Genomic DNA, 20,386 nt, shown 5'->3' with positions numbered 1-20,386 from the left:
CCAAGGAACGCATGAAGAACGCAGTGAACGACGGGGTCTGGTCCGGCACCTGGGTCGCCGAGCGGCTCGGAGTCGGACTCGAGGGCGACGACGGGCTCCAGGCCCTGCTCGGCCTGGCGCTGCGCCGCAACCCCAAGCGGGCCCACCTGCTGGTCTCCCACGTGCTCGGCAAGCACGTACCGCAGTCGCCGTCCGTGGTCTACGGTCACGGCTTCCGCCTCGGCCGCCGGGTCCGCGAGCTGCTCGGCGAGACGGAGGCCGCCTCGGCGGTCGTCCTCGGCTACGCGGAGACCGCCACCGGCCTCGGCCACTCGGTCGCCGACGGCCTCGGCCTCGCCCCGTACCTGCACTCCACGCGCCGCCCGGTGGCCGGGGTCGCCCGGGCGGGCGGCTTCGAGGAGTCCCACTCCCACGCCACCTCCCACCTGCTGCTCCCCGAGGACGCGGGGCTCCTGGCCGGAGATGGGGCGCTGGTGCTGGTCGACGACGAGTTCTCCACCGGGAACACGGTGCTCAACACCATCCGTGACCTGCATGAACGTTATCCGCGGCGGCGGTATGTGGTGGTGGCCCTGGTCGATATGCGTTCTGCTGAGGACTCTGCCCGCCTGGAGCGGTTCGCCACCGAGATCGGCGCCCGGGTGGACCTCGTCGCGGCCGCGACCGGGACCGTACGGCTGCCGGAGGGGGTGCTGGAGAAGGGGCAGCAGCTGGTCGCCCGGCACGAGCCCGCCCAGGAGGCGCCCGAGCCGTCGTACGGCCGGATCACCCGCGTCGACCTCCACTGGCCCCCCGGCCTGCCCGACGGTGGCCGGCACGGGTTCACCCCCGCCCACCGGGCCCGGCTGGAGGCCGATCTGCCCGCCATGGCCGCGCGGGTCGCCGAGGCGCTGCCCGCCGATGCCCGGCGGGTGCTGGTGCTCGGCTTCGAGGAGCTGATGTACGCCCCGCTGCGGATCGCCCGCGAGCTGGAGCAGGTGATCCTCGCCGAGGTGCGGTTCTCCACCACCACCCGCTCGCCCGTCCTCGCGGTCGACGACCCCGGCTACGCGATACGCACCCGCCTGGTCTTCCCCGCCCACGACGACCCGGCCGACGGCCCCGGCGAGCGGTACGCCTACAACGTGGCCGGTGCCGGCTTCGACGCCGTCGTCGCCGTGGTCGACTCGGTCGCCGACACCCCCGCACTGCACGCCCCCGACGGTCTGGCGGCCCGCCTCGCCGCCCACACCCCGCACGTCCTGCTCGCGGTCGTCCCCTCGTACGTCCCCGAGCCCCTCTCCTCCCCCGAAAGGCCGGCCATGCTGCCCGAGCCCCTCCGCGGCCCCGCCTTCTCCTCGTACGCCCCCGAAGAGGTCGGCTGGCTGCTGCAGGACCTCTCGGACGTGACCCTGGAGGCGCCGACCGAGGAGCGCGAGGAGGCCATCCAGAGCGGCGGCGCCCACTACGCCGAGTCGCTGCCGGTCGAGTACCAGCCCAGCGAGCAGTACCAGGAGCTGTTCCACAGCGCCCTGGACGCCTCCGCCGCCCGGATCGCCCAGGCCGTCGGTGTCGTGACCGAGACCGTCATGGCCGAGCGGTCGCCCCGCCCGGTGCTGGTCTCCCTGGCCCGCGCCGGCACCCCGGTCGGCGTGCTCATGCGCCGCTGGGCCCGGTTCCGGCACGGCCTGGAACTCCCGCACTACGCCGTGTCGATCGTCCGCGGCCGCGGTATCGACGCCAACGCCCTGCGCTGGCTCGCCGCCCACCACGACCCGCGGGACGTCGTCTTCGTCGACGGCTGGACCGGCAAGGGCGCGATCACCCGCGAACTCGCCCAGGCCATCGAGGAGTTCGAGGACAAGGAGGGCATCACCGGCTTCGACCCGGAGATCGCCGTACTCGCCGACCCGGGCTCGTGCGTGCGCACCTACGGCACCCGCGAGGACTTCCTCATCCCGTCCGCCTGCCTCAACTCGACCGTGTCCGGTCTGATCTCCCGTACGGTCCTGCGCGCGGACCTGGTCGGCCCGGACGACTTCCACGGCGCGAAGTTCTACCGCGAACTCGCCGGCGCCGACGTCTCCGTGGCCTTCCTCGACGCCGTCTCCGCCCGCTTCCCCGAGGTCGCCGACACCGTCGACGCGGCGGCCAAGGAGGTGATGGCCGAGGACCGCACCCCGACCTGGGAGGGCTGGCGGGCCGTCGAGCGGATCAGTGAGGAGTACGGCATCCACGACGTCAACCTGGTCAAGCCCGGCGTCGGCGAGACCACCCGGGTGCTGCTGCGCCGGGTGCCGTGGAAGATCCTGGCCAAGGCCGGCGCGGGCGCCGACCTGGACCACGTGCGGCTGCTGGCCGAGCAGAGAGGGGTCCCGGTGGAGGAGGTCGGCGAGTTGCCGTACACCTGCGTGGGGCTGATCCACCCCAAGTACACCCGGGGCGCCACGGGCGCCGACGGCAAGGCGGTGAACGTCTGATGCCGGTGCTGGTGGCGAGCGATCTCGACCGTACGCTGATCTACTCCTCGGCGGCCCTCGCGCTGACCATGCCGGACGCGCGGGCGCCCCGGCTGCTGTGCGTCGAGGTCCACGAGAGCAGGCCGCTGTCCTACATGACCGAGACGGCCGCCCAGTTGCTGACCGACCTCGGTGACACGGCCGTCTTCGTGCCGACCACGACCCGCACCCGCAAGCAGTACCAGCGCATCAACCTGCCCGGCCCGCAGCCGGCGTACGCGATCTGCGCGAACGGCGGGCATCTGCTGGTCGACGGCGTGACGGACCGGGACTGGCACGCACAGGTGCTGGCCAGGCTCGCCGACGAGTGCGCGCCGCTGGAGGAGGTCGGCGAGCACCTGATGACCTCCGCCGACCCCGCGTGGCTGCGCAAGCACCGGGTCGCCGAGGACCTGTTCGCCTATCTCGTCGTGGAACGCGAGCTGCTGCCCGAGGAGTGGGTGAAGGAGCTGGCGGCCTGGGCGGAGAACCGGGGCTGGACGGTCTCGCTCCAGGGCCGCAAGATCTACGCCGTCCCCAAGCCGCTCACCAAGAGCGCGGCCGTGCGCGAGGTCGCCCGGCGCACCGGCGCCCACCTCACCCTGGCCGCCGGGGACTCCCTGCTCGACGCCGACCTGCTGCTGGCCGCCGACCGGGGCTGGCGCCCCGGCCACGGCGAACTGGCCGACAGCGGCTGGTGCGCACCTGAGATTAGCGCGCTCCCCGAGCGGGGGGTGCTGGCCGGGGAGCGGATCGTACGCGAGTTCCTGCGGGCCTCCCACCCGAGGGCCTGACCCGCACGGCCGGCGTCAGCCGCAGCAGCCTCCGCCGCAGCAGCCGCCCCCGCCCCCGCCCGCCCGGGGCGCCGGGGCCGGCGCGGCGGACGAGCCGCCCACGGCCACCGTCGACAGCAGCTTGACCGTGTCGTCGTGGCCCGCGGGGCAGGCGGCGGGCGCGCCGGACTCCGCCATCGGACGGCTCAGTTCGAAGGTGTCGCCGCAGGTACGGCAGCGGTACTCATAGCGAGGCATGCGCACAGGTTAACCGGAGTGGTGCTTGTCACAGCACCTCAAAGTTTTATGAGTGTTCGCTTCTGCCCGAAACTTGTGCGGAGGTTTTGAAAAGATCGCTGATAACTTAGCTGAGCCGCGAGGAGCCGTAAGACCGGGGGAAAAGGGGGGCTCACCGTGCCGCGAAGACCTTTGCGGCGGTGTCCACCTTGCTGAGTCTGAACCGCGCGCGCAAGGACCAGTGCGAGGGGAGACGCAGCCTTGGCCAAGTCATGGCAGCGGCCGGAGGGCAACGGGGACGACGAGAGCGCCCGGCCCGGGGAGCGGCAGCCGCAGGAGACGGACGCCACTCTGCATCTGAAGGTCGACGCCCTCCGTGCGGACGTCACCATGCAGCTGCGTGTGCCCCCGCCGCCGGAGTCTCCCGCCACCGGCGGCCGTGCTGACCGGCGGCGCAGCGCCCGCCTCCCGGCGCGCGCCCGCCTCACCACCGCCGGCGCGTCCGCCCTCGCCCGGCTGCGTGCCGCCGCGGGTCCCAGGCTCGCGCCGCTCGCGCCGTACGCCCGTCGCCTCAGGCCGCTGTACCCGCGCCCCGGCCGAATAGGCTGGCGCCGCTGGATACCCTCCTGGCGCCAGTGGCTCGGCGCCGTGCTGTCCGGCTTCGCCGTGATCAGCCTGTCCCTGTTCATCGCCTACGAGATGACGGACATACCGAAGAACCTCAACTCCTTCGCCACCCAGCAGGACAACGTCTACTTCTGGTCCGACGGGACGCCGATGGCCCGCACCGGCTGGGTGCGGCGCCAGAACATGCCTCTCAAGGACATACCCGAGCAGGTCCGCTGGGCGGTGCTCGCCGCGGAGAACGCGAGCTTCTACTCGGATCCCGGTATTTCCGTCAAAGGCATTACCCGCGCCCTGTGGCGCACCGTCGGAGAGGGGGACACCGAGGGTGGTTCCACCATCACCCAGCAGTACGTCAAGAACGTCTACCTGAACCAGAACCAGACCTTCAGCCGCAAGTTCACCGAGGCGATGATCTCCCTCAAGCTCGACAACAAGATGAGCAAGGACGAGATCCTGGAGGGCTACCTCAACACCAGCTGGTTCGGCCGCGGCACCTACGGGATCCAGCGCGCCTCCCAGGCCTACTACGGCAAGGACGTCAGCCGGCTCAACGCCGGCGAGGCGGCGGTGCTCGCCTCCATGCTGAAGGGCGCCGCGCTCTACGACCCCACTCTCAGCGAGGCCAACCACAAGCGGGCCGTCGAGCGCTGGTCCTGGATCCTGGACCGGATGGTCGACATCGGCAAGCTGACGCCGGCCGAGCGGGCCAAGTACAAGACCTTCCCCGAGCCGCTCAAGTCGGGCCGCGTCTACGACACCGGCAAGCAGAGCGACTACCTGGTGGAGCTGGCCCAGCAGTACGCCAAGAAGGCCGCCCACATCTCCGACCGGGACTTCGACCTCGGCGGCTACCAGATCTACACGACCTTCGACCGCAAACGGGAGACCGCGCTGACCGACGCCGTGACCAAGGCCCGTCAGCAGGCGCGGAAGGACCACCCCGAGCAGGCGAGGACCGCCCACTACGGCGCCGCCTCGGTCGCCACCGACGGCCGGATCCTCGCCGTCTACGGCGGCCCCGACCACCGCAAGCAGGGCTACAACGAGTCCAACGCGACCACCGTCAAGGCCGGCTCGGCGTTCCTGCCGTTCGTCTACGCCGCCGGTCTGCAGCACGGAGTCCACAAGACCCGCGGCGGACCCGCGACACCCGTCACGCCCGAGACCGTCTACGACGGCGACAACGGCATCGCCGTCACCACGCCCGAAGGTCCCTACTGGGACCGCAGCGGCAAGAAGGTCGCCGCCAAGAACGACGGCGGGAAGTCCTACGGGCAGATCACCCTGGGCGAGGCCCTCGCCCAGTCGGTGAACACGCCCTTCATGCAGCTCGGCATGGACACGGGCCTGGACAAGGTGAGCGAGACCGCGGTGGCGGCGGGCCTGCTCTCCTCCAGCATGGGTCCGCAGGTGCCCGCACTGTCGATGGGCAACTCCACACCCAGCGCGATCCGGATGGCGAGCGGATACGCCACCTTCGCCGCCTCCGGCACGCACACCGAGCCGTACTCGGTGCGCCGCATCACCCGCAACGGCACCCAGGTGCTCATGGCCACCCCACGCCCGCAGCGGGCGGTCGGCGCGGACGTCGCCGAAAAGGTCGAGCAAGCGCTGACGGAGTCCTTCCGCGTCGCCCACCCGACCTCCCCCGCTCCCGGCTCCGCTCGAGCGGGGGGACCCCCGTCGGCCCAGGTGTCGGGCAAGGCCGGCACCACCGACGACGACAGCGCCGCCTGGTACGTCGGCACCTCCGCGTCCGTGTCCACCTCCGTCGTCGTCTACCGCATCGACCTGACCAAGTCCCTGGAACCCCTGTCGCTCGACGGGCTCGCCGGAACCACCACCGACGGCGTCAACGTCCCGTACGGCATCTGGGCGCACGCCACGGGCCTCGGCTGACCCCCGAGGCCCCGCGCCGACCCCCCTCCCCTCGCACCAGAATGAGCCGACGCATGAACAAGAAGCCGCCGACCGGCCGTCGCCGCCGGGCCAAAGACCGTCCCCGTCCCGTCGGCCTCGGGATGCGGACCCTGGCCGCCCTCCTCGCCGTCGCCTCGGCGATCGCGGGCTACCTGGTGCTCAACCACCGGGACAACACCGCGCCCACCGCCTCCAGCAAGGACACCCCCCGAACCGCCGCGCCGAAGCCCGGCAAGACGCCCGCGTGGGACGGCAAGACGAAGATCATCGGTGACGGCTCCACCTCCTACACCGGCCCCCAGAAAGGACAATTGGTACCCAAGCCGCTCAAGCCCGGTGAGAAGCCTCCCCAGTTCGTCGTCTTCTCCTGGGACGGCGCCCTGGAGGGCAGCGACCATCTCTTCTCGCACTACCGGCAGCTGGCCGAGGACTACGACGCCCACATGACCTTCTTCCTCACGGGCATCTACCTGCTGCCCAAGAGCAAGAAGACCCTCTACCACGGCCCGCAGCACAACCCGGGCGACGCCGCGATCGACTACGCCACCGACGACCACATACGCACCACCCTGGAGCAGCTCCGCGAGGCCTACGACCAGGGCAACGAGATCGGCACCCACTTCAACGGCCACTTCTGCGAGAAGAAGGGCGGCGGCGACTGGAGCGTCGAGGAGTGGAAGAGCGAGATCGACCAGTTCTACGACATCGTGGAGCACTGGAAGACCAACACCGGCTTCAAGGACGTCGCGGCGCTGCCCTTCGACTTCAAGAAGGAGGTCACCGGCGGCCGTGCGCCCTGCCTGGAGGGCCAGAAGAACCTGCTGAAGGCCATCAAGGCCTACGGCTACGGCTGGCGCTACGACGCCAGTTCCACCGGCGACTTCCAGATATGGCCCGCCAAGAAGAACGGCGTCTGGAACTTCCCGCTCCAGCTGCTCCCCTACGAGGGCGGCGACTACCAGGGCCTGTCGATGGACTTCAACTTCCTCGCCAACCAGTCCGACGGCGAGACCGAGGGCAACCCCGCCGACTACCCGCAGTGGGAACAGGAGACCGTCAAGACCTACATGGCGGGCTTCGACCGCGTGTACTACGGCAGCCGGGCCCCGCTGTTCATCGGCAACCACTTCGAGAACTGGAACGGCGGCATCTACATGAAGGCCATCGACCAGGTCGTCAAGAACGTGTGCACGAAGAAGGGCGTCAAGTGCGTGTCCTTCAAGGAGCTTTCCGACTGGCTCGACGTGCAGAAGCCGGCGACCCTGGAGCGGCTGCGCGCCCTTGACCCTGCGCAGTCGCCTCGTGACTGGTCCTCGGTGGTCAAGTGACCTTCGTGCGCCGCAAGTTCCACTTGTGCAACCCCCTTCACAACTGGCGCACATGTCATGCGAAGATGCCCTCGCCCGGTCGGTGTGCCGGTGTAGAGGGGAACATCATTGAAATCAAGAAAACTGAGCCGTAAGGGGCGTCGCGCCGGCATAGTCTCGGTAGCGGCCGCCTCGGTCGTCGCCGGAGTGGCCCTGGTGCCCAACTGGAGCGCGGGTGCGGCGGTCGTGGACGACCCGACGGTGGACGCCGCGACCAAGGCGACCTTCCAGCGGCTGGCCGACGCGGTCTTCACGGACCGCACGGACGCCCTGGTGGACCGGGGTGACCAGCAGCGGGCCAAGCCGCTGGCCGCCGCCTTCTCCGGTGACGTCAAGCTGTCCTCCGGGCAGTCGCGCCAGGAGAACTCCGCGCTGACCGAACTGCGTGGCCGCCAGTCCCGCCTCGCGAAGCTGGGCGAGAAGTACAGCAAGGCCAGCACGCGCGTCACGCTGGACGCGACGCGGGTGACCGGCCGCCAGGCCAAGGCCGACGTCACCGAGACCACGACGCTGACCTACGCGAAGGTCAAGGGCACCGAGCCGAAGACCACCGGCTTCCAGGCCCACCACGAACTGACCTTCAAGGCCGACCAGCAGGGCAACTGGCAGCTGACCGGTGTCCGCGACACGGACGGCGGCTACCTCGCGGTGAACCAGATCGCGAAGCCGTCCTCGGTGAAGGCCAGCCCCGCCGACGACGGCCCGCCCGAGGCGCCCCGCGCGGCCACCTCGTGGCCCGCGCCGGCCAACCCGAAGAACGTCACCACCGGGGCCTACGACTACAAGGCGATGGTGGCGTACGCGACCAAGTACTGGAAGTACTACAACCCGGACTACCCGGACTACAACGGGCAGGGTGCGGGCGGCGACTGCACCAACTTCGTCAGCCAGACCCTGAAGGCGGGCGGCTGGAAGCACGTGCCCGGCTACACGAACGACTTCCACAAGTGGTTCGGCAACGCCGACATCCAGTCGGACTCGTTCGTCGGAGTCAACGAGTTCTCCTGGTTCGCCCTGTCCTCCAAGCGCGTCACCAGCCTGGCCAACGTGTACCAGCTGGACATCGGTGACGTGCTGCAGATGGACTTCAACCGGGACGGGTCCAAGGACCACTCCATGATCGTCACCTACCGCAGCCGACAGGGCGTGCCGTACGTGACGTACCACTCCAACAACACCTACAACCGGTCGGTGGCGAGCCTCGTCGCGTCGTACCCCAGCGCGGCCTTCTACGCCTACCGCACCTGATCCCCGGCCGTACCGGTCCGCTGCCCCGCGTCGGGGTGGCGGGCCCGCCAGTACGGGTTGTCGTGCGGCAGGGTCGAGCCGACCCTGCCGTACATCCCGAACACCATGAGCAACACGCCGACCACGAAGCTGAACAGCACGTTCTGGATCCTGAAGGCCAGGAAGTTGTAGTCGCCGTCGAGCAGGGCCAGGTTCAGGAAGCCGCTCAGGATGAACAGGATGCCCAGCGTCATGTTCAGCGTCGACGCGAAGTTCCCGCCGATCACCATCCCGACGAAGAGCAGCAGCCCGACACAGACGGACAGGACGCTGAGCGTGCCGTTGGTGTTCAGGCCCATGGCGGTGTTCCCGCCGGTGTCGAAGAAGCCGATGTTGTCGGTGAGGCCGAGAACGCCGAAGGCGAGCAGGAACAGGCCCATCAGGCCCGCGCCGATGCGGTAGACCGTGTTCAGGCGGTGATCGACGGGGAGATGGTCGTCGAACCGGATCCGGTTACGCGCTCCCGTGTGCGTGGTGTGTGAGGCCATCTTCGCCTCCTTGTCGGTGCTGGCGGAGGCCCTACGTACCTTTCCCCAATATCCGCCCGGCGCGGCTCGGCGGCAACGGCTCAGTGCCCGGTGCCGCGCTCCTCCCGGATCTGCGCCACCACCCGGGTCGCCGTCTGCCGCACGGCCTCCGTCTCGGTCAGGAAGTGCCAGTAGTCGGGGTGCCGGCCCTCCAGCGTGCCGATCGCCCGCTCCAGCCGCGCCACGGCGTCGTCCAGCGGCCGCGCGTGCCGCGGATCCGGGGTCGTACGGCCGGTCATGGCCAGCCGCTGGGCGTCCCGGATCGCGAACCGGGTCCGCTGGATCTCCTGCTCCGGGTCCTTCTGCACGGCGTTCAGCCGGGTCAGCCGGTCACCGGCGGCCGACACGGCCTCGTCCGTGGTGTTCAGCAGCGCCCGTACCGTCGACAGCAGCGAGGTGGCGTCCGGCCAGCGCTGGGCGTCCCGGGCGGCCTGGGCCTCGCGCAGCTTCAGCTCGGCCTGCCGCACGTTCTCCGCGGCCTGTGTGGGCACCTGCTGCAGGTCCTGCCAGCAGGCGGCCGCGAACCGCCGCCGCAGCTCGCTCAGCACCGGGTCCACCTGGCCCGCCCGGGTGGTCAGAGCCTGCGCTCGCGTGCGCAGGCTCACCAGCCGGTGGTCGATCTCGGCCGCCTTCTCCGGCAGCCGCTCCGCCTCGGCCCGGATCGCCGCGGCCTCCCGCTGCACCCGCTCGGCCCGCTCCAGGGTCGGCGCCACCCCGTGCTGACCGGCTCCCTGGTTCAGCCTGGTCAGCTCGGGCGAGAGCACGGCGAGCCGCGCGGCGAGGTCGTCGGCCCGCAGGCCCTTCTCCCGTACGGCGTCCAGCGCGTTGCTCGCGCCCAGCAGCGCCTGCCGAGCCCGCTCCACGGCCGGGGCGAGCCGGGCCAGCTGGGTCTCGGCCTTGCCGAGCAGCGGCCCGAGCGAGCTGCCGAAACGGTCCAGCTCCTGCTTGACCCGAACCAGTTCGTCCTTGGCCGCGGTCAGCTCGCCGCGCGCCCGGGCGGCCGCCGCGGCCTCCAGGTCGTCCCGGTCCAGGTCATGGGCGTCCACGGCCTGGATGTAGCGCTGACTGACCTCGTCGATCCGCCCGCCCAGCGCCGCGAAGTCGGCCACCGCGCGCCGGGCGGCGGGGGAGTCGTCGACGGCCGAGATGGTCTCGATGGAGATCCGGAGGTCCCGCTGGGCCGTGTCCAGCTCGTAGAACGCGGCCGCCGCGGCGTCCTTCGCGGCCTGCGCCTCGGCCCGCTGGCCTTCCGCGCGGCCGCCGAACCAGCGCCGGGTGCCGCCGCCGGCGAACGCGGCGGGCAGCGCGAGCGCGGCGAGCACCGGCAGGCTCATCAGGGTGAGGGTGTCGCGCAGAGCCGAGGGGACGCCCGAAGGAGGGTACGACCTCGTCGCCGGCGTGCCCGGTGTCGCCGTCACATCCCTCTCCCGTGCTGTTGTTCGCCCTGGGTGCTGTCATTCTCCCACCCGTTCAGGACGAAAACACGGGTCGGTCAGTTCGCCGTGCGCACCGTCACTTTTCCGTCCGGGCGGGAGCCGCCCCGGCCCCGGATACGGTTTGCGGCGCAGCCCCCCGGGCCATGTAGGCTGTCGAACTGTCCCGGGTGCGTAGCTCAGGGGTAGAGCGCCTGCCTTACAAGCAGGATGTCGGCGGTTCGAAACCGTCCGCGCCCACCAGAAGAAGCGAGAGGCCCCCCGACCGGTCCCGGTCGGGGGGCTTTCGTGTCACCCCTTGTCCTCGGCCGCCTCTTCGTGGGCGTGCTTCAGCTTCGTGCGCGCTTCGACCCGCTCCGCCGCCGCGACCTCGGACCAGAAGCGGTGGCCGCTGACGAACACCGCCAGCTCGTGCTCGCGGCGCCGCAGCTTCTCCACCTCGGCCTGCTCGTCCGCCGTCCAGCCCGGGGAGGCGGGCCGCTCCACCTTCCGCCAGCCGTTGTCGTCGCTGAAGCCGTCCATCGGCTCGACCGACCAGGGCAGCCGCTTGAGCAGGGCCGACAGCTCGGCCCGGACCTGATGCAGCTCCTCCTGACCGGCGAGAAGGTCACTGGGGAATTCATAGGTCGTCGCCACGCGGCAATGCTACGCCTGTTCGATTTTGGGTGGCGAGTTCGGTTGTGAGGTTCACGCGAACGAGTAGTGCCCGCGCCCCCCGCCTCAGTGGCCGGCGGCGCGCAGCTCCCGCACCAGGCGGGCCGCCACCGGCACCGGTACCCCGTGCCGGTCCGCCGCGCGCAGCAACGCCCCGCCGATGGCGTCGAGTTCGAGCGGTCGGCCCGCCTCGGCGTCGCGCTGCATGGAGGACTTGGCGGCGGGTGGGAAGGCGTCGTACCGGGCCAGCGCCTGGGCCGGGTCCGTGGGGGCGCCGCAGGCGTGGCTGACCGCGGTGGTCTCGGCGACCAGGGTCTCCAGCTCCTCGCGGTGACGGGTGCGGATCTCGCCGAGGGGGAGGCCGTAGCGGGTGGTGAGCAGGGCGAAGGGTGCCAGGAAGGACATCTTCGACCAGAGGGCCGTCGTCTCGTCCTCGAGTACGCGGGTGGTCACGCCCGCGCCGGAGAGGGTGGCGGCCAGGGCTTCGAGGCGGGGGCGGGGGGTCGTGTCGCCCGTCAGGTCCATGTCCACGAAGTCGCTGCCGTGTTCGATCACGCCGGGGGCCAGGCGGGTCGACTCCACGCGGATCACCGCGGGGGCCACGTGGTCGGGGCGGTAGCGGGTGCGCAGGGCCGCGGGGTGTTCGACGCCGTTCAGGAGCGGTACGACGAGCGCGTCGCCGAGGGCGGCGGGCGGGACGCTGGTGAGGGCGGCGTCCAGGGTGGTGTGCTTCACGGCGATCACGCAGGCGTCCACCGGCTCGCGCAGCTCGGTGTCCGCCTCCACGGGTGCGGTGAAGTCGCCGAACCTGCGGCTGCGGACCTGGATTCCGGTGCTGCGCAGGGTGTCGGCGGTGGCCTGCCGGGCCAGGCAGATGACGCGGTGGCCGGAGCGGGACAGGAGGGCGGCAAGGAGGCCGCCGGTGCCGCCGGGGCCCAGGATCGCCACGGTCTGCTTCGTCATGAGGATGTTCCTCTCGTCGGTCGGCCCCGGGGTTCGGTGGCCGCCTTCGGTGGGATCTTCGCAGGGGCGCGCGCCGTGCGTGAGACTGGGGGCATGTGCCGGAGTATCAAGACGCTGCGTCCGCCCGTACTGCCCGATGAGGCCACCGAGGACGACATCCATGCCGCCGCGTTGCAGTACGTGCGGAAGGTCTCGGGGTTCCGGGCGCCCGCCGCCCACAACCGCGAGGTCTTCGAACAGGCCGTGCGGGCCGTGGCGGAGGCCACGGCGGAACTGCTGGGCGGGCTGGAGGTGCGGGGGCAGTCCGTGCGCGGGGCGGCGGGGTAGGGGCCCGCGTCCGCAGGTGCCCGCGGCGGCGACCGGCCGCCGCCCGGGCCGGTCGCGCTGCCCGTGCCATCGTCGGGCACTTGAGTCTCCCGCAGGGGGAGACCCGAAGGTGGGGTCATGGACGGCGGCACCCTGTACTCGATCGGTGAGCTGGCCCGGCGTACCGGGCTGACGGTCAAGACGATCCGGCTCTACTCCGATCGCGGCCTGGTGCCGCCGGCCGACCGCACGCCCGCCGGTTACCGCCGCTACGGCCCGGACGCCGTCGCCCGTCTCGCCCTCGTACGGACCCTGCGCGAGCTGGGGCTCGGCCTCGACACGATCCGCCGTGTCCTGGACCGGGACCTCCCGCTCGGCCGGGTCGCCGCGGAGCACGCCGCTGCCCTGGACGTGCAGATCGGCATCCTGCGGCTGCGGCGGGCGGTGCTGGTCGCGGCGGCCGGGCGCGAGGCCACCCTCGAGGAGATGGAACGCATGCACCAGCTCGCCACCCTGTCCGAAGCCGAACGCCGGCGCCTGATCGACGACTTCCTCGGCGCCGTCTTCGGCGGCGGGGCGGATCGTACGGGCCCTTCCGCGGCCGCCCTGCGGTCGCTGACTCCCGAACTGCCCGACCGGCCCACGGAGGAACAGGTCACGGCGTGGGTGGAGTTGGCGGAGCTGTCCCTGGACCCGGACTTCCGGGCCCGGTTGCGGGGGCTGGTCGAGGAGCAGGCGGGCGCACGGTCCGACGGCGCCGCCGTGCCGCCACGGCCGGACGTCGTCGCCGTCACCCGTGATGTCGTGGCGACAGCCGTGTCCTCGGGGGTCGATCCGGGGTCGCCGCAGGCCGGGCCCGTCGTCACACGCCTCACCGCGGCCTGCGCGGGCGCCGTCGGCCGGCCCGACGACGCCGAGCTGCGCGCCTGGCTGGTGCGTCACCTGGCCACGGTGAACGACCCCCGCTGGGACCGGTACACCCGACTCCTCTCCCTGATCAACGGCTGGCCCGCCCCGGATCCGCTGACTCCCGTGATCGAATGGGCAGTTGAGGCGCTGAGCACGGGAACGGCCCGGTGACAGGGCCGTCGAGCGATCGGGAGGACCGTATGCCCACGGCACGTCTGGAGGTGGCCGCCGCTCCCTCGGGCCCCGCTCTCCTGCTGAGGCCCTGGTGCCCGGGAGACGCGGCCGCGCTGGTCGAGGCGTACCGCGACGACGCCCTGCGCCGCTGGACCAGCGGGGCGGTGGAGGACGAGGCGGACGCGGCCCGGTGGATCGGGGATCAGGCGCGCGGGTGGCAGGAGCGGCGCCGGTTCGCCTTCGCCGTCGTGGAGTCCGGCCCCGAGCCGGAGCGGGTGCTGGGGCACGCGGTCCTGAAGTTCGCCGAGGCCCCGGGCGCCCCCCTTGCCGAGGTCGGGTACTGGACGGCGGCCCCCGCACGCGGCCGGGGAGTGGCACCGCGCGCGCTGCACGCCTTGACCGACTGGGCCTTCGCGGCCTTCGGCGGTGACGGGCTGACCCGCCTCGAACTGCTCCACCAGGCGGACAACGCGGCCTCGTGCCGGGTCGCGCAGAAGTGCGGGTACGAGTTGGCCCGGCTGCTGCCGGCGGCGCCGCCCGCCTTCCCGCTCGACGGGCATGTGCATGCTCGGGAGTACGGCCAGGAGCGGGCGGCCGTCGCGCCCTGAGTGTGCGTCCATGACCGGAATGACGGACAACTCGGGCCGGTGAAACGTGTCTTGGGGCGGGTGGGGCCAGGGGTCCGCCCGCCCGCCGAGTCCCGGACGGGCATGATGAGGCGGACCGTCCGCTTCCAGTGGGCGGTCTGCTGCCATGCGCCCCACACGCCCGGGAGTCACGCCGTTGTCTGCACCGATCCAGGAATCCCCCACGGTCTCCGTCGCCCTGGTCGGGGCCGGACCCCGCGGAACCAGCGTCCTGGAGCGCCTCTGCGCCTCCGCACCGGAACTCCTGCCACCGGGCGCCCGGCTGACGGTCCACGTGATCGACCCGGCGCCGCCCGGGCCGGGCCGGGTCTGGCGGACCGCGCAGTCGGCCGAGCTGCTGATGAACACCGTGGCGAGCCAGGTGACACTGTTCACCGACGCCAGCGTGGACTGCTCGGGCCCGATCAGCCCGGGCCCCAGCCTGCACGAGTGGGCGGACGGCGAGCTGGGCCCGGACGACTACCCCACCCGCGCCCACTACGGCCGCTATCTGGAGTGGGTGTTCGCGCGGACCGTCCGGGCGGCCCCGCGGGCGGTGCGCGTCGAGACCCACCGGGCCCGTGCCGTACGGCTGGACGACGGCCCGGGCGGTGGCCAGGCACTCACCCTCGACGACGGCCGGGTGCTGCCCGGGCTGACCGCGGTGGTCCTGGCCCAGGGACACCTGCCGACGGCGGCGGACGCGGAGCAGGAGCGGGCGGCCGGACACGCCGAGCGGCACGGCCTGCGCCACATACCCCCCGCCAATCCGGCCGACGTCGACCTCTCCCCGCTCGCGCCCGGTGAACCGGTGCTGCTGCGCGGCCTGGGCCTCAACTTCTTCGACCACATGGCACTGCTGACCACCGGCCGGGGCGGCCGCTTCGTCCGCGCTGCCGACGGCGTCCTGCGCTACCGGCCCTCCGGGCGGGAGCCGCGCCTGTACGCGGGTTCGCGGCGCGGGGTGCCGTACCAGGCGCGCGGTGACAACGCGAAGGGCCCGTACGGCCGTCACCTCCCGCTGGTGCTCACCCCGGAGGTGACAGCGGGCCTCCGCAAGCGCGCCGACTCCGGTGAGGCGCCCGACTTCCTCTCGGAGATATGGCCGTTGGTCGCGAAGGAGGTGGAGACGGTCTACTACGGCGCGCTGACCGGCCGGCCCGACTTCGCCGACCGCTTCCTCGCCGTGCCGCACGGCGATCCGCGGGAGGCGGAGCTGCTGGCGGAGTTCGGGGTCGGTGCCGAGGACCGCTGGAGCTGGGAGCGGGTCTCCCGGCCGTACGGGGACCGGGAGTTCGCGGAGGCCGGGCAGTGGCGGGCGTGGCTGCTGGCGTATCTGCGCGAGGACGCGGCGCAGGCCGCCCTGGGCAACGTACGCGGTCCGCTGAAGGCGGCGCTGGACGTGCTGCGCGACCTGCGCAACGAGATACGCCTGGTGGTGGACCACGGCGGCCTGACCGGCGACTCCCGGCGTGCGCACCTGGACCGCTGGTACACCCCGCTCAACGCCTTCCTGTCCATCGGCCCGCCCCGCCGCCGGATCGAGGAACTGGCGGCCCTGGTCGAGGCGGGCGTGGTCGAGGTGCTGGGTCCGCGTCTCGACGTGCGGGCCGAGCAGGGGGCGTGGGTGGCCCACTCACCGGACGTGCCGGGGTCGTCGGTGCGTGTGACGACCCTCATAGAGGCGCGGCTTCCGGAACCCGATCTGCGGCGGACGGCGGACGAGTTGCTCGCGGGGCTGCTGGCGAGCGGCGGCTGCCGGCCGCACACCGTGGACGGTTACGAAACCGGAGGGCTGGATGTGACACGGCGGCCCTATCGTCTGATCGACCGTCAAGGCCGGGTGCACACAAGGCGGTTCGCGTTCGGTGTGCCGACGGAGGGCGTGCACTGGGTGACCGCCGCGGGCGCCCGTCCAGGGGTGGATTCGGTCACGCTTTCGGACGCCGACGCGGTGGCGCGAGCCGTCCTACGTGCGGCCGCGGCCGAGACGGAACCGCAAGCGGAAGTGGAACCATGGCCAAATGTTGAACTTGCAAGCATGAATTAGGTCCGCCTAACCTGGGTCCCTCGTTCGGTACCGCCGCCCCCACGACCGGCCTGGCACCGCTTTGTCCGGCTACGCCGGACGGCCTGGCCGGCCCGACCGACACCGAAGAGGAGCACCCCCCCATGTCCGCACGTCTCAACTCCGCTCAGCCGTACGTCATCGGCCTCTTCCGCATCGTCATCGGCCTGCTGTTCGCCGTGCACGGCGCCGCCTCGCTCTTCGGCGTCCTCGGCGGCGCCGCCGGCACCGACGGCGGCACGATCCCGTCCGGCACCTGGCCCGGCTGGTACGCGGCCGTGATCCAGCTGGTCGCCGGCGGTCTGGTCCTGCTCGGCCTCGGCACCCGCGGCGCCGCGCTGATCGCCTCCGGCTCGATGGCGTACGCGTACTTCGACGTCCACCAGCAGGCCGCCCTGTGGCCGATCCAGAACGGCGGTGAGCTGCCGGTCCTGTTCTGCTGGGCCTTCTTCCTGCTGGTCTTCACCGGCTCCGGCGCCTTCGGCCTGGACCGGCTGTTCACCCGGCGTACGGCCCGGACGCGGCAGTCGGCCGCGGAGCGGGCCCTGGTGGCCTGACCGCCCCGCCCCGCCTCGCCCGGCGACGGCGCCCTTCTCCTGCTGCGCGGGGAGGGGCGCCTTCGCGCATGAGGGGAGGCGCACCATCGCGCACGAGTACGCGCGTGAACACGCTGTGTCGATCACATGTGCCCCCGCGAACCTCCTGTCACACCCCCGGCGTACGCTGTATGGCTGTCATGGGGGAGCAACGGGGGAGTTGTTGTGTGGGAGAGCGTGGGGGCACTGACCGCCGGCCCATGGATCTACGCCATGGTGGCCCTGTCGGTGCTGCTCGACGTGTTCGTGCCCGTGCTGCCGAGCGGAGTGCTCGTGATCACGGCGGCCACGGCGGCGGCGGCGGGTTCGGGCGCGGCGACGGGTGACGTGCCGGACATCTTCGCCCTGATCCTCTCCGCCGCGACCGCCTCGGTCCTCGGTGACCTGGTGGCCTACCGGCTGGCCTGGCGGGGCGGTGAGCGCCTGGACCGCGCGATCGCCCGGTCCCGCCGCCTGACCGCCGCGCAGGAACGTCTCGGCGAGGCCCTGTCCCGGGGCGGCGGTGCCCTGGTCGTCCTGGCCCGCTTCGCCCCCGCCGGCCGCTCGGTCGTCTCGTTCTGCGCGGGCGCCGCCCACCGCCGCGCCCGCGACTTCGTCCCCTGGTCCGCCCTGGCGGGCCTGTCCTGGGCCGCCTACAGCGTCGCCCTCGGCTACTACGGCGCCCGCTGGCTGGGCGCCACCTGGCTGGCCACGGGTGTCTCGGTGGCGGCACTGTTCGGGGCCGGGGCCGCGGCCGGCTTTCTGGTGCGGCGGCGGCCGGCGTAGTCGTCCGGACAGCCGGCCGCCCTCCGCGACGGCCCGCCCGCGGGCGGTGGTGGCGAAGGGCGGAGGAGCGGCAGCGATCAGCAGTTCGCCAGGTAGTTCGTCAGCGCGGTCTTCTCCGCGGAGTCGACCGAGAGGTCGTAGTAGTACTTCACCTGGACCCAGGCGCGGACGTAGGTGCAGCGGTAGGACGTGACCGAGGGCATCCAGGTGGCCGGGTCCTGGTCGCCCTTGGCCTGGTTCACGTTGTCGGTGACGGCGATGAGCTGCGGGCGGGTCAGGTCGTTGGCGAAGGCCTGGCGCTCGGCGGTGGTCCACCGGCTGGCGCCGGAGTCCCAGGCCTCGGCGAGCGGGACGAGGTGGTCGATGTCCAGGTCGGAGGCTGCGGTCCAGGTGGCGCCGTCGTACGGGGAGTACCAACTGCCGCTGGTGGCCGCGCAGGAGGAGTCGGTGACGACGTTCGAGCCGTCCCGCTTGAGGACCGTCTCGCGGGTGTTGCAGGAGCCGCTGATGGTGATCCAGTGCGGGAACAGGGAGCGGCTGTAACCGGTGCGGTCCTCGGTGGCCACGGTCAGCTGGGAGAGGTAGCTGCGGGCGGTGGCGGCGCTGACCGGGGTGGGGAGGGCGGCGGAGGCGCTCGGGGAGTTGAACAGGGCGGCGGAGGCTATGAGTCCGGTAAGGGTGGCGAGTATGCTCAGGCGTCGACGCGCGTAGAACTTCGGCATGCGAACTCCCTGGTGGGGTGGGGGTGTTGGAGCGCGAGCGAGGGAATGCTCGCGGTGCCGTGTTGCCAGAGGGTGAGCGCTCGGTAAGAACTTAGTGACGTGTTCATGACACGACAAGCTTTACGGCGGAACTTTCGTGTCCCGTACTATGGGATGCGCAGAAGGGGAGTAGCTCTTCGCCGGACCGTCGACATACTGCTCAGCCAGCCTGAGCCGGCGCCCGGAGGCGGATCCTTCCAGGACCGCCCAGCGAGACCTTCGGCAAGCAGTGCACGCCCGTGCCCCACGGCACGGGCGCCGAGTGTGCTGCCATGCCGAGGTGTCTCATGTGAGGTTCAGCACTCTCGGTGGGGCAGCTCCCCGACCGATTGAGGAATGTTGATCAGCATCACCGTGACGGCGCTCGTGTTCGGTGTCGTCTTCCTTGCCGAACTGCCGGACAAGACCGCGCTCGCCGGGCTCGTCCTCGGCACCCGCTACCGCGCCTCGTACGTCTTCGCGGGCGTCGCCGCCGCCTTCCTGCTGCATGTCGTGCTCGCCGTCGCGGCCGGCAGCGTGCTGACCCTGCTGCCCCAGCAGATCGTGCACGCGCTCACCGGTGTCCTCTTCCTCGGTGGTGCCGCGATGCTGCTGATGCAGAAGGGCGGGGTCGATGACGACGAGAAGATCCGCAGGCCGGCCGACCAGTCCTTCTGGAAGGTCGCGGGCACGGGCTTCATGCTCATCCTCGTCGCCGAGTTCGGTGACCTCACCCAGATCATGACCGCCAACCTCGCCGCCCGTTACGACGCCCCGATCTCCGTCGGTCTCGGCGCGGTCCTTGGGCTGTGGGCGGTGGCGGGGCTCGGCATCGTCGGCGGAAGGGCCCTGATGAGGCGGGTGCCGCTGCGGCTGATCACGCAGGTCGCGGCCCTGCTGATGCTGGGGCTCGGCGTGTGGAGCCTGTATGAGGCCGTGGCGGGCTGAGGTCGACCACCCGTCGCTGAAGCGGCGGGTTCGCGCAACGGGCATCGGCTGAAGCGGCGGGTTTGCGCAACGGGCACCGCTGGCGAAGTTCCTCAACGTACCCACCCGTTCGGCTGTCCGCTGCACGTTCCCTCGCCAGAAGCTGTTTGAACGTTCGGTGAACCCTCGCGGGATGCGGTGGCGGGACCCGGCCAGGTTTTGTACCGTGGGGGAACAAAGTGGCTCCCGCCCGTTTTCCCTGACCGGCGGGCGGGGCCGCCTTGTTCCGTTCTCCCCTTTTGGAGCTGCCGATGCCGGCCACCGCCCTCACCGTCCTCACCGCCCGCGCCCTCCTGCTCGACATGGACGGCACCCTCGTCAACTCGGACGCCGCGGTCGAGCGCATCTGGCGGCGCTGGGCCGAGCGGCACGGGCTGGACGGCGACGAGGTGATGAAGGTCGTCCACGGGCGGCAGGGTCACGCCTCGATGGCGGTGCTGCTGCCCGACCGGCCGGTGGAGCAGAACCTCGCCGACAACGCCCGCATGCTCGCGCAGGAGACCGCCGACGTGGAGGGTGTCGTCGAGGTCCCGGGTGCGGCCGCCTTCCTCGCCTCGCTGCGGGGCGTGCCGCACGCGCTGGTCACCTCCGCCGACGTCGCCCTGTCCACCGCGCGTATGGCTGCCGCCGGGCTGCCGTTGCCCGAGGTGCGGATCACGGCCGAGTCGGTCGGCGCGAGCAAGCCCGATCCCGAGGGGTTCCTGAAGGGGGCTGCCGAGCTGGGGATCGATCCGGGGGACTGCGTGGTCTTCGAGGACTCCGGTGCGGGTATCGCCGCTGGGCGGGCCGCCGGGATGCGGGTGGTGGGGGTGGGGCCGCGGGCCGGCGTCCACGGGCCCGATGTCGTCGTGCGGGATCTCACGCAGGTGCGGGTCGAGGCCGTGGGGGACGGATCCATCCGGCTGCACGTGGGCTGAGGCGGGTTTCGCCCGCTTCTCGACCTTGCTTCT

The 20,386-nt window shown here is 71.8% G+C and carries 19 protein-coding genes and 1 tRNA gene; 14 read left to right on the top strand and 6 right to left on the bottom strand.

The window, feature by feature from the left end:
- Positions 1 to 11 precede the first annotated feature (11 nt).
- Both ACWC5O_RS21675 and ACWC5O_RS21670 read left to right on the top strand, forming a co-directional pair.
- Entirely contained in the window at positions 12 to 2,459 is a 2,448-nt protein-coding gene (locus ACWC5O_RS21675) for a phosphoribosyltransferase (protein ID WP_450588883.1), read from the top strand.
- Positions 2,459 to 3,271: an HAD family hydrolase gene (locus ACWC5O_RS21670; protein ID WP_450588885.1), complete on the top strand. Its 813-nt coding sequence runs from the start codon at positions 2,459 to 2,461 to the stop codon at positions 3,269 to 3,271. The genes ACWC5O_RS21675 and ACWC5O_RS21670 overlap by 1 nt, the downstream gene beginning before the upstream one ends.
- A gap of 15 nt (positions 3,272 to 3,286) precedes the next feature.
- On the opposite strand, the gene ACWC5O_RS21665 is transcribed toward ACWC5O_RS21670, so the two are convergent.
- The gene (locus ACWC5O_RS21665; RefSeq protein ID WP_450588886.1) at positions 3,287 to 3,508 is read right to left on the bottom strand and encodes an FmdB family zinc ribbon protein; all 222 of its coding nucleotides are present in this window, start codon (positions 3,506 to 3,508) and stop codon (positions 3,287 to 3,289) included.
- 240 nt (positions 3,509 to 3,748) lie between these two features.
- On the opposite strand from ACWC5O_RS21665, the gene ACWC5O_RS21660 reads away from it, so the two are divergent.
- From ACWC5O_RS21660 to ACWC5O_RS21650, 3 genes are all read left to right on the top strand, one after another.
- On the top strand, positions 3,749 to 6,013 hold the full coding sequence (locus ACWC5O_RS21660; protein WP_450588887.1) for a transglycosylase domain-containing protein: 2,265 nt from the start codon (positions 3,749 to 3,751) through the stop codon (positions 6,011 to 6,013).
- Positions 6,014 to 6,066: 53 nt separating this feature from the next.
- Complete coding sequence (locus ACWC5O_RS21655; protein WP_450588888.1) at positions 6,067 to 7,362, top strand: hypothetical protein; 1,296 nt, start codon at positions 6,067 to 6,069, stop codon at positions 7,360 to 7,362.
- 186 nt (positions 7,363 to 7,548) lie between these two features.
- Complete coding sequence (locus tag ACWC5O_RS21650) at positions 7,549 to 8,649, top strand: amidase domain-containing protein (protein WP_450589120.1); 1,101 nt, start codon at positions 7,549 to 7,551, stop codon at positions 8,647 to 8,649.
- Here ACWC5O_RS21650 and ACWC5O_RS21645 read toward each other — a convergent pair.
- The gene (locus ACWC5O_RS21645; RefSeq protein WP_450588889.1) at positions 8,637 to 9,176 is read right to left on the bottom strand and encodes a DUF4383 domain-containing protein; all 540 of its coding nucleotides are present in this window, start codon (positions 9,174 to 9,176) and stop codon (positions 8,637 to 8,639) included. The genes ACWC5O_RS21650 and ACWC5O_RS21645 overlap by 13 nt on opposite strands.
- Positions 9,177 to 9,256: 80 nt before the next feature.
- Positions 9,257 to 10,633: a hypothetical protein gene (locus tag ACWC5O_RS21640; RefSeq protein WP_450588891.1), complete on the bottom strand. Its 1,377-nt coding sequence runs from the start codon at positions 10,631 to 10,633 to the stop codon at positions 9,257 to 9,259.
- 183 nt (positions 10,634 to 10,816) lie between these two features.
- Here ACWC5O_RS21640 and ACWC5O_RS21635 point away from each other — a divergent pair.
- Positions 10,817 to 10,891 (top strand) — tRNA-Val (locus tag ACWC5O_RS21635).
- Between the two features lie 48 nt (positions 10,892 to 10,939).
- Here ACWC5O_RS21635 and ACWC5O_RS21630 read toward each other — a convergent pair.
- Positions 10,940 to 11,284: a hypothetical protein gene (locus tag ACWC5O_RS21630; RefSeq protein ID WP_450588893.1), complete on the bottom strand. Its 345-nt coding sequence runs from the start codon at positions 11,282 to 11,284 to the stop codon at positions 10,940 to 10,942.
- An 84-nt stretch (positions 11,285 to 11,368) separates the two neighbouring features.
- A complete protein-coding gene (locus tag ACWC5O_RS21625; protein ID WP_450588895.1) occupies positions 11,369 to 12,265 on the bottom strand; it encodes a ketopantoate reductase family protein in 897 nt (298 codons plus the stop codon).
- Positions 12,266 to 12,358: 93 nt separating this feature from the next.
- Here ACWC5O_RS21625 and ACWC5O_RS21620 point away from each other — a divergent pair, with 93 nt between their 5' ends.
- From ACWC5O_RS21620 to ACWC5O_RS21595, 6 genes are all read left to right on the top strand, one after another.
- Complete coding sequence (locus ACWC5O_RS21620) at positions 12,359 to 12,592, top strand: DUF2277 domain-containing protein (protein ID WP_450588897.1); 234 nt, start codon at positions 12,359 to 12,361, stop codon at positions 12,590 to 12,592.
- A 117-nt stretch (positions 12,593 to 12,709) separates the two neighbouring features.
- Positions 12,710 to 13,651 carry a MerR family transcriptional regulator gene (locus tag ACWC5O_RS21615; RefSeq protein ID WP_450588899.1) on the top strand — a complete coding sequence of 314 codons (942 nt, stop codon included), beginning with the start codon at positions 12,710 to 12,712 and terminating at the stop codon, positions 13,649 to 13,651.
- 29 nt (positions 13,652 to 13,680) lie between these two features.
- Positions 13,681 to 14,262 carry a GNAT family N-acetyltransferase gene (locus ACWC5O_RS21610; protein ID WP_450588901.1) on the top strand — a complete coding sequence of 194 codons (582 nt, stop codon included), beginning with the start codon at positions 13,681 to 13,683 and terminating at the stop codon, positions 14,260 to 14,262.
- 145 nt (positions 14,263 to 14,407) lie between these two features.
- Positions 14,408 to 16,330, top strand: coding sequence for an FAD/NAD(P)-binding protein (locus ACWC5O_RS21605; protein ID WP_450588902.1), 1,923 nt, complete (start codon positions 14,408 to 14,410; stop codon positions 16,328 to 16,330).
- Between the two features lie 122 nt (positions 16,331 to 16,452).
- Positions 16,453 to 16,905 carry a DoxX family protein gene (locus ACWC5O_RS21600; protein ID WP_450588904.1) on the top strand — a complete coding sequence of 151 codons (453 nt, stop codon included), beginning with the start codon at positions 16,453 to 16,455 and terminating at the stop codon, positions 16,903 to 16,905.
- 252 nt (positions 16,906 to 17,157) lie between these two features.
- The gene (locus tag ACWC5O_RS21595) at positions 17,158 to 17,709 is read left to right on the top strand and encodes a DedA family protein (protein ID WP_450589122.1); all 552 of its coding nucleotides are present in this window, start codon (positions 17,158 to 17,160) and stop codon (positions 17,707 to 17,709) included.
- Between the two features lie 77 nt (positions 17,710 to 17,786).
- On the opposite strand, the gene ACWC5O_RS21590 is transcribed toward ACWC5O_RS21595, so the two are convergent.
- A complete protein-coding gene (locus ACWC5O_RS21590) occupies positions 17,787 to 18,431 on the bottom strand; it encodes an HNH endonuclease family protein (RefSeq protein WP_450588906.1) in 645 nt (214 codons plus the stop codon).
- A gap of 378 nt (positions 18,432 to 18,809) precedes the next feature.
- Here ACWC5O_RS21590 and ACWC5O_RS21585 point away from each other — a divergent pair, with 378 nt between their 5' ends.
- Together ACWC5O_RS21585 and ACWC5O_RS21580 are read left to right on the top strand one after the other, a co-directional pair.
- Positions 18,810 to 19,397 (top strand): TMEM165/GDT1 family protein, encoded by a 588-nt coding sequence (locus ACWC5O_RS21585; protein ID WP_450589124.1) that lies wholly within the window; start codon positions 18,810 to 18,812, stop codon positions 19,395 to 19,397.
- Between the two features lie 290 nt (positions 19,398 to 19,687).
- Entirely contained in the window at positions 19,688 to 20,353 is a 666-nt protein-coding gene (locus tag ACWC5O_RS21580) for an HAD-IA family hydrolase (RefSeq protein WP_450588907.1), read from the top strand.
- Positions 20,354 to 20,386: the final 33 nt, after the last annotated feature.

The sequence above is a fragment of the Streptomyces sp. NPDC001450 genome, assembly GCF_053597295.1.
The sequence above is the reverse complement of the archived record's forward strand: the minus strand, read 5'-3'. Positions and strand labels throughout refer to the sequence as shown.

Coding starts and splice junctions, on each gene's coding strand:
- ACWC5O_RS21580 (WP_450588907.1), top strand. CDS start 19,688: ATGCCGGCCACCGCCCTCACCGTCCTCACCGCCCGCGCCCTCCTGCTC.
- ACWC5O_RS21625 (WP_450588895.1), bottom strand. CDS start 12,265: ATGACGAAGCAGACCGTGGCGATCCTGGGCCCCGGCGGCACCGGCGGC.
- ACWC5O_RS21615 (WP_450588899.1), top strand. CDS start 12,710: ATGGACGGCGGCACCCTGTACTCGATCGGTGAGCTGGCCCGGCGTACC.
- ACWC5O_RS21665 (WP_450588886.1), bottom strand. CDS start 3,508: ATGCCTCGCTATGAGTACCGCTGCCGTACCTGCGGCGACACCTTCGAA.
- ACWC5O_RS21645 (WP_450588889.1), bottom strand. CDS start 9,176: ATGGCCTCACACACCACGCACACGGGAGCGCGTAACCGGATCCGGTTC.
- ACWC5O_RS21670 (WP_450588885.1), top strand. CDS start 2,459: ATGCCGGTGCTGGTGGCGAGCGATCTCGACCGTACGCTGATCTACTCC.
- ACWC5O_RS21655 (WP_450588888.1), top strand. CDS start 6,067: ATGAACAAGAAGCCGCCGACCGGCCGTCGCCGCCGGGCCAAAGACCGT.
- ACWC5O_RS21600 (WP_450588904.1), top strand. CDS start 16,453: ATGTCCGCACGTCTCAACTCCGCTCAGCCGTACGTCATCGGCCTCTTC.
- ACWC5O_RS21590 (WP_450588906.1), bottom strand. CDS start 18,431: ATGCCGAAGTTCTACGCGCGTCGACGCCTGAGCATACTCGCCACCCTT.
- ACWC5O_RS21605 (WP_450588902.1), top strand. CDS start 14,408: ATGCGCCCCACACGCCCGGGAGTCACGCCGTTGTCTGCACCGATCCAG.
- ACWC5O_RS21620 (WP_450588897.1), top strand. CDS start 12,359: ATGTGCCGGAGTATCAAGACGCTGCGTCCGCCCGTACTGCCCGATGAG.
- ACWC5O_RS21675 (WP_450588883.1), top strand. CDS start 12: ATGAAGAACGCAGTGAACGACGGGGTCTGGTCCGGCACCTGGGTCGCC.
- ACWC5O_RS21610 (WP_450588901.1), top strand. CDS start 13,681: ATGCCCACGGCACGTCTGGAGGTGGCCGCCGCTCCCTCGGGCCCCGCT.
- ACWC5O_RS21595 (WP_450589122.1), top strand. CDS start 17,158: ATGGTGGCCCTGTCGGTGCTGCTCGACGTGTTCGTGCCCGTGCTGCCG.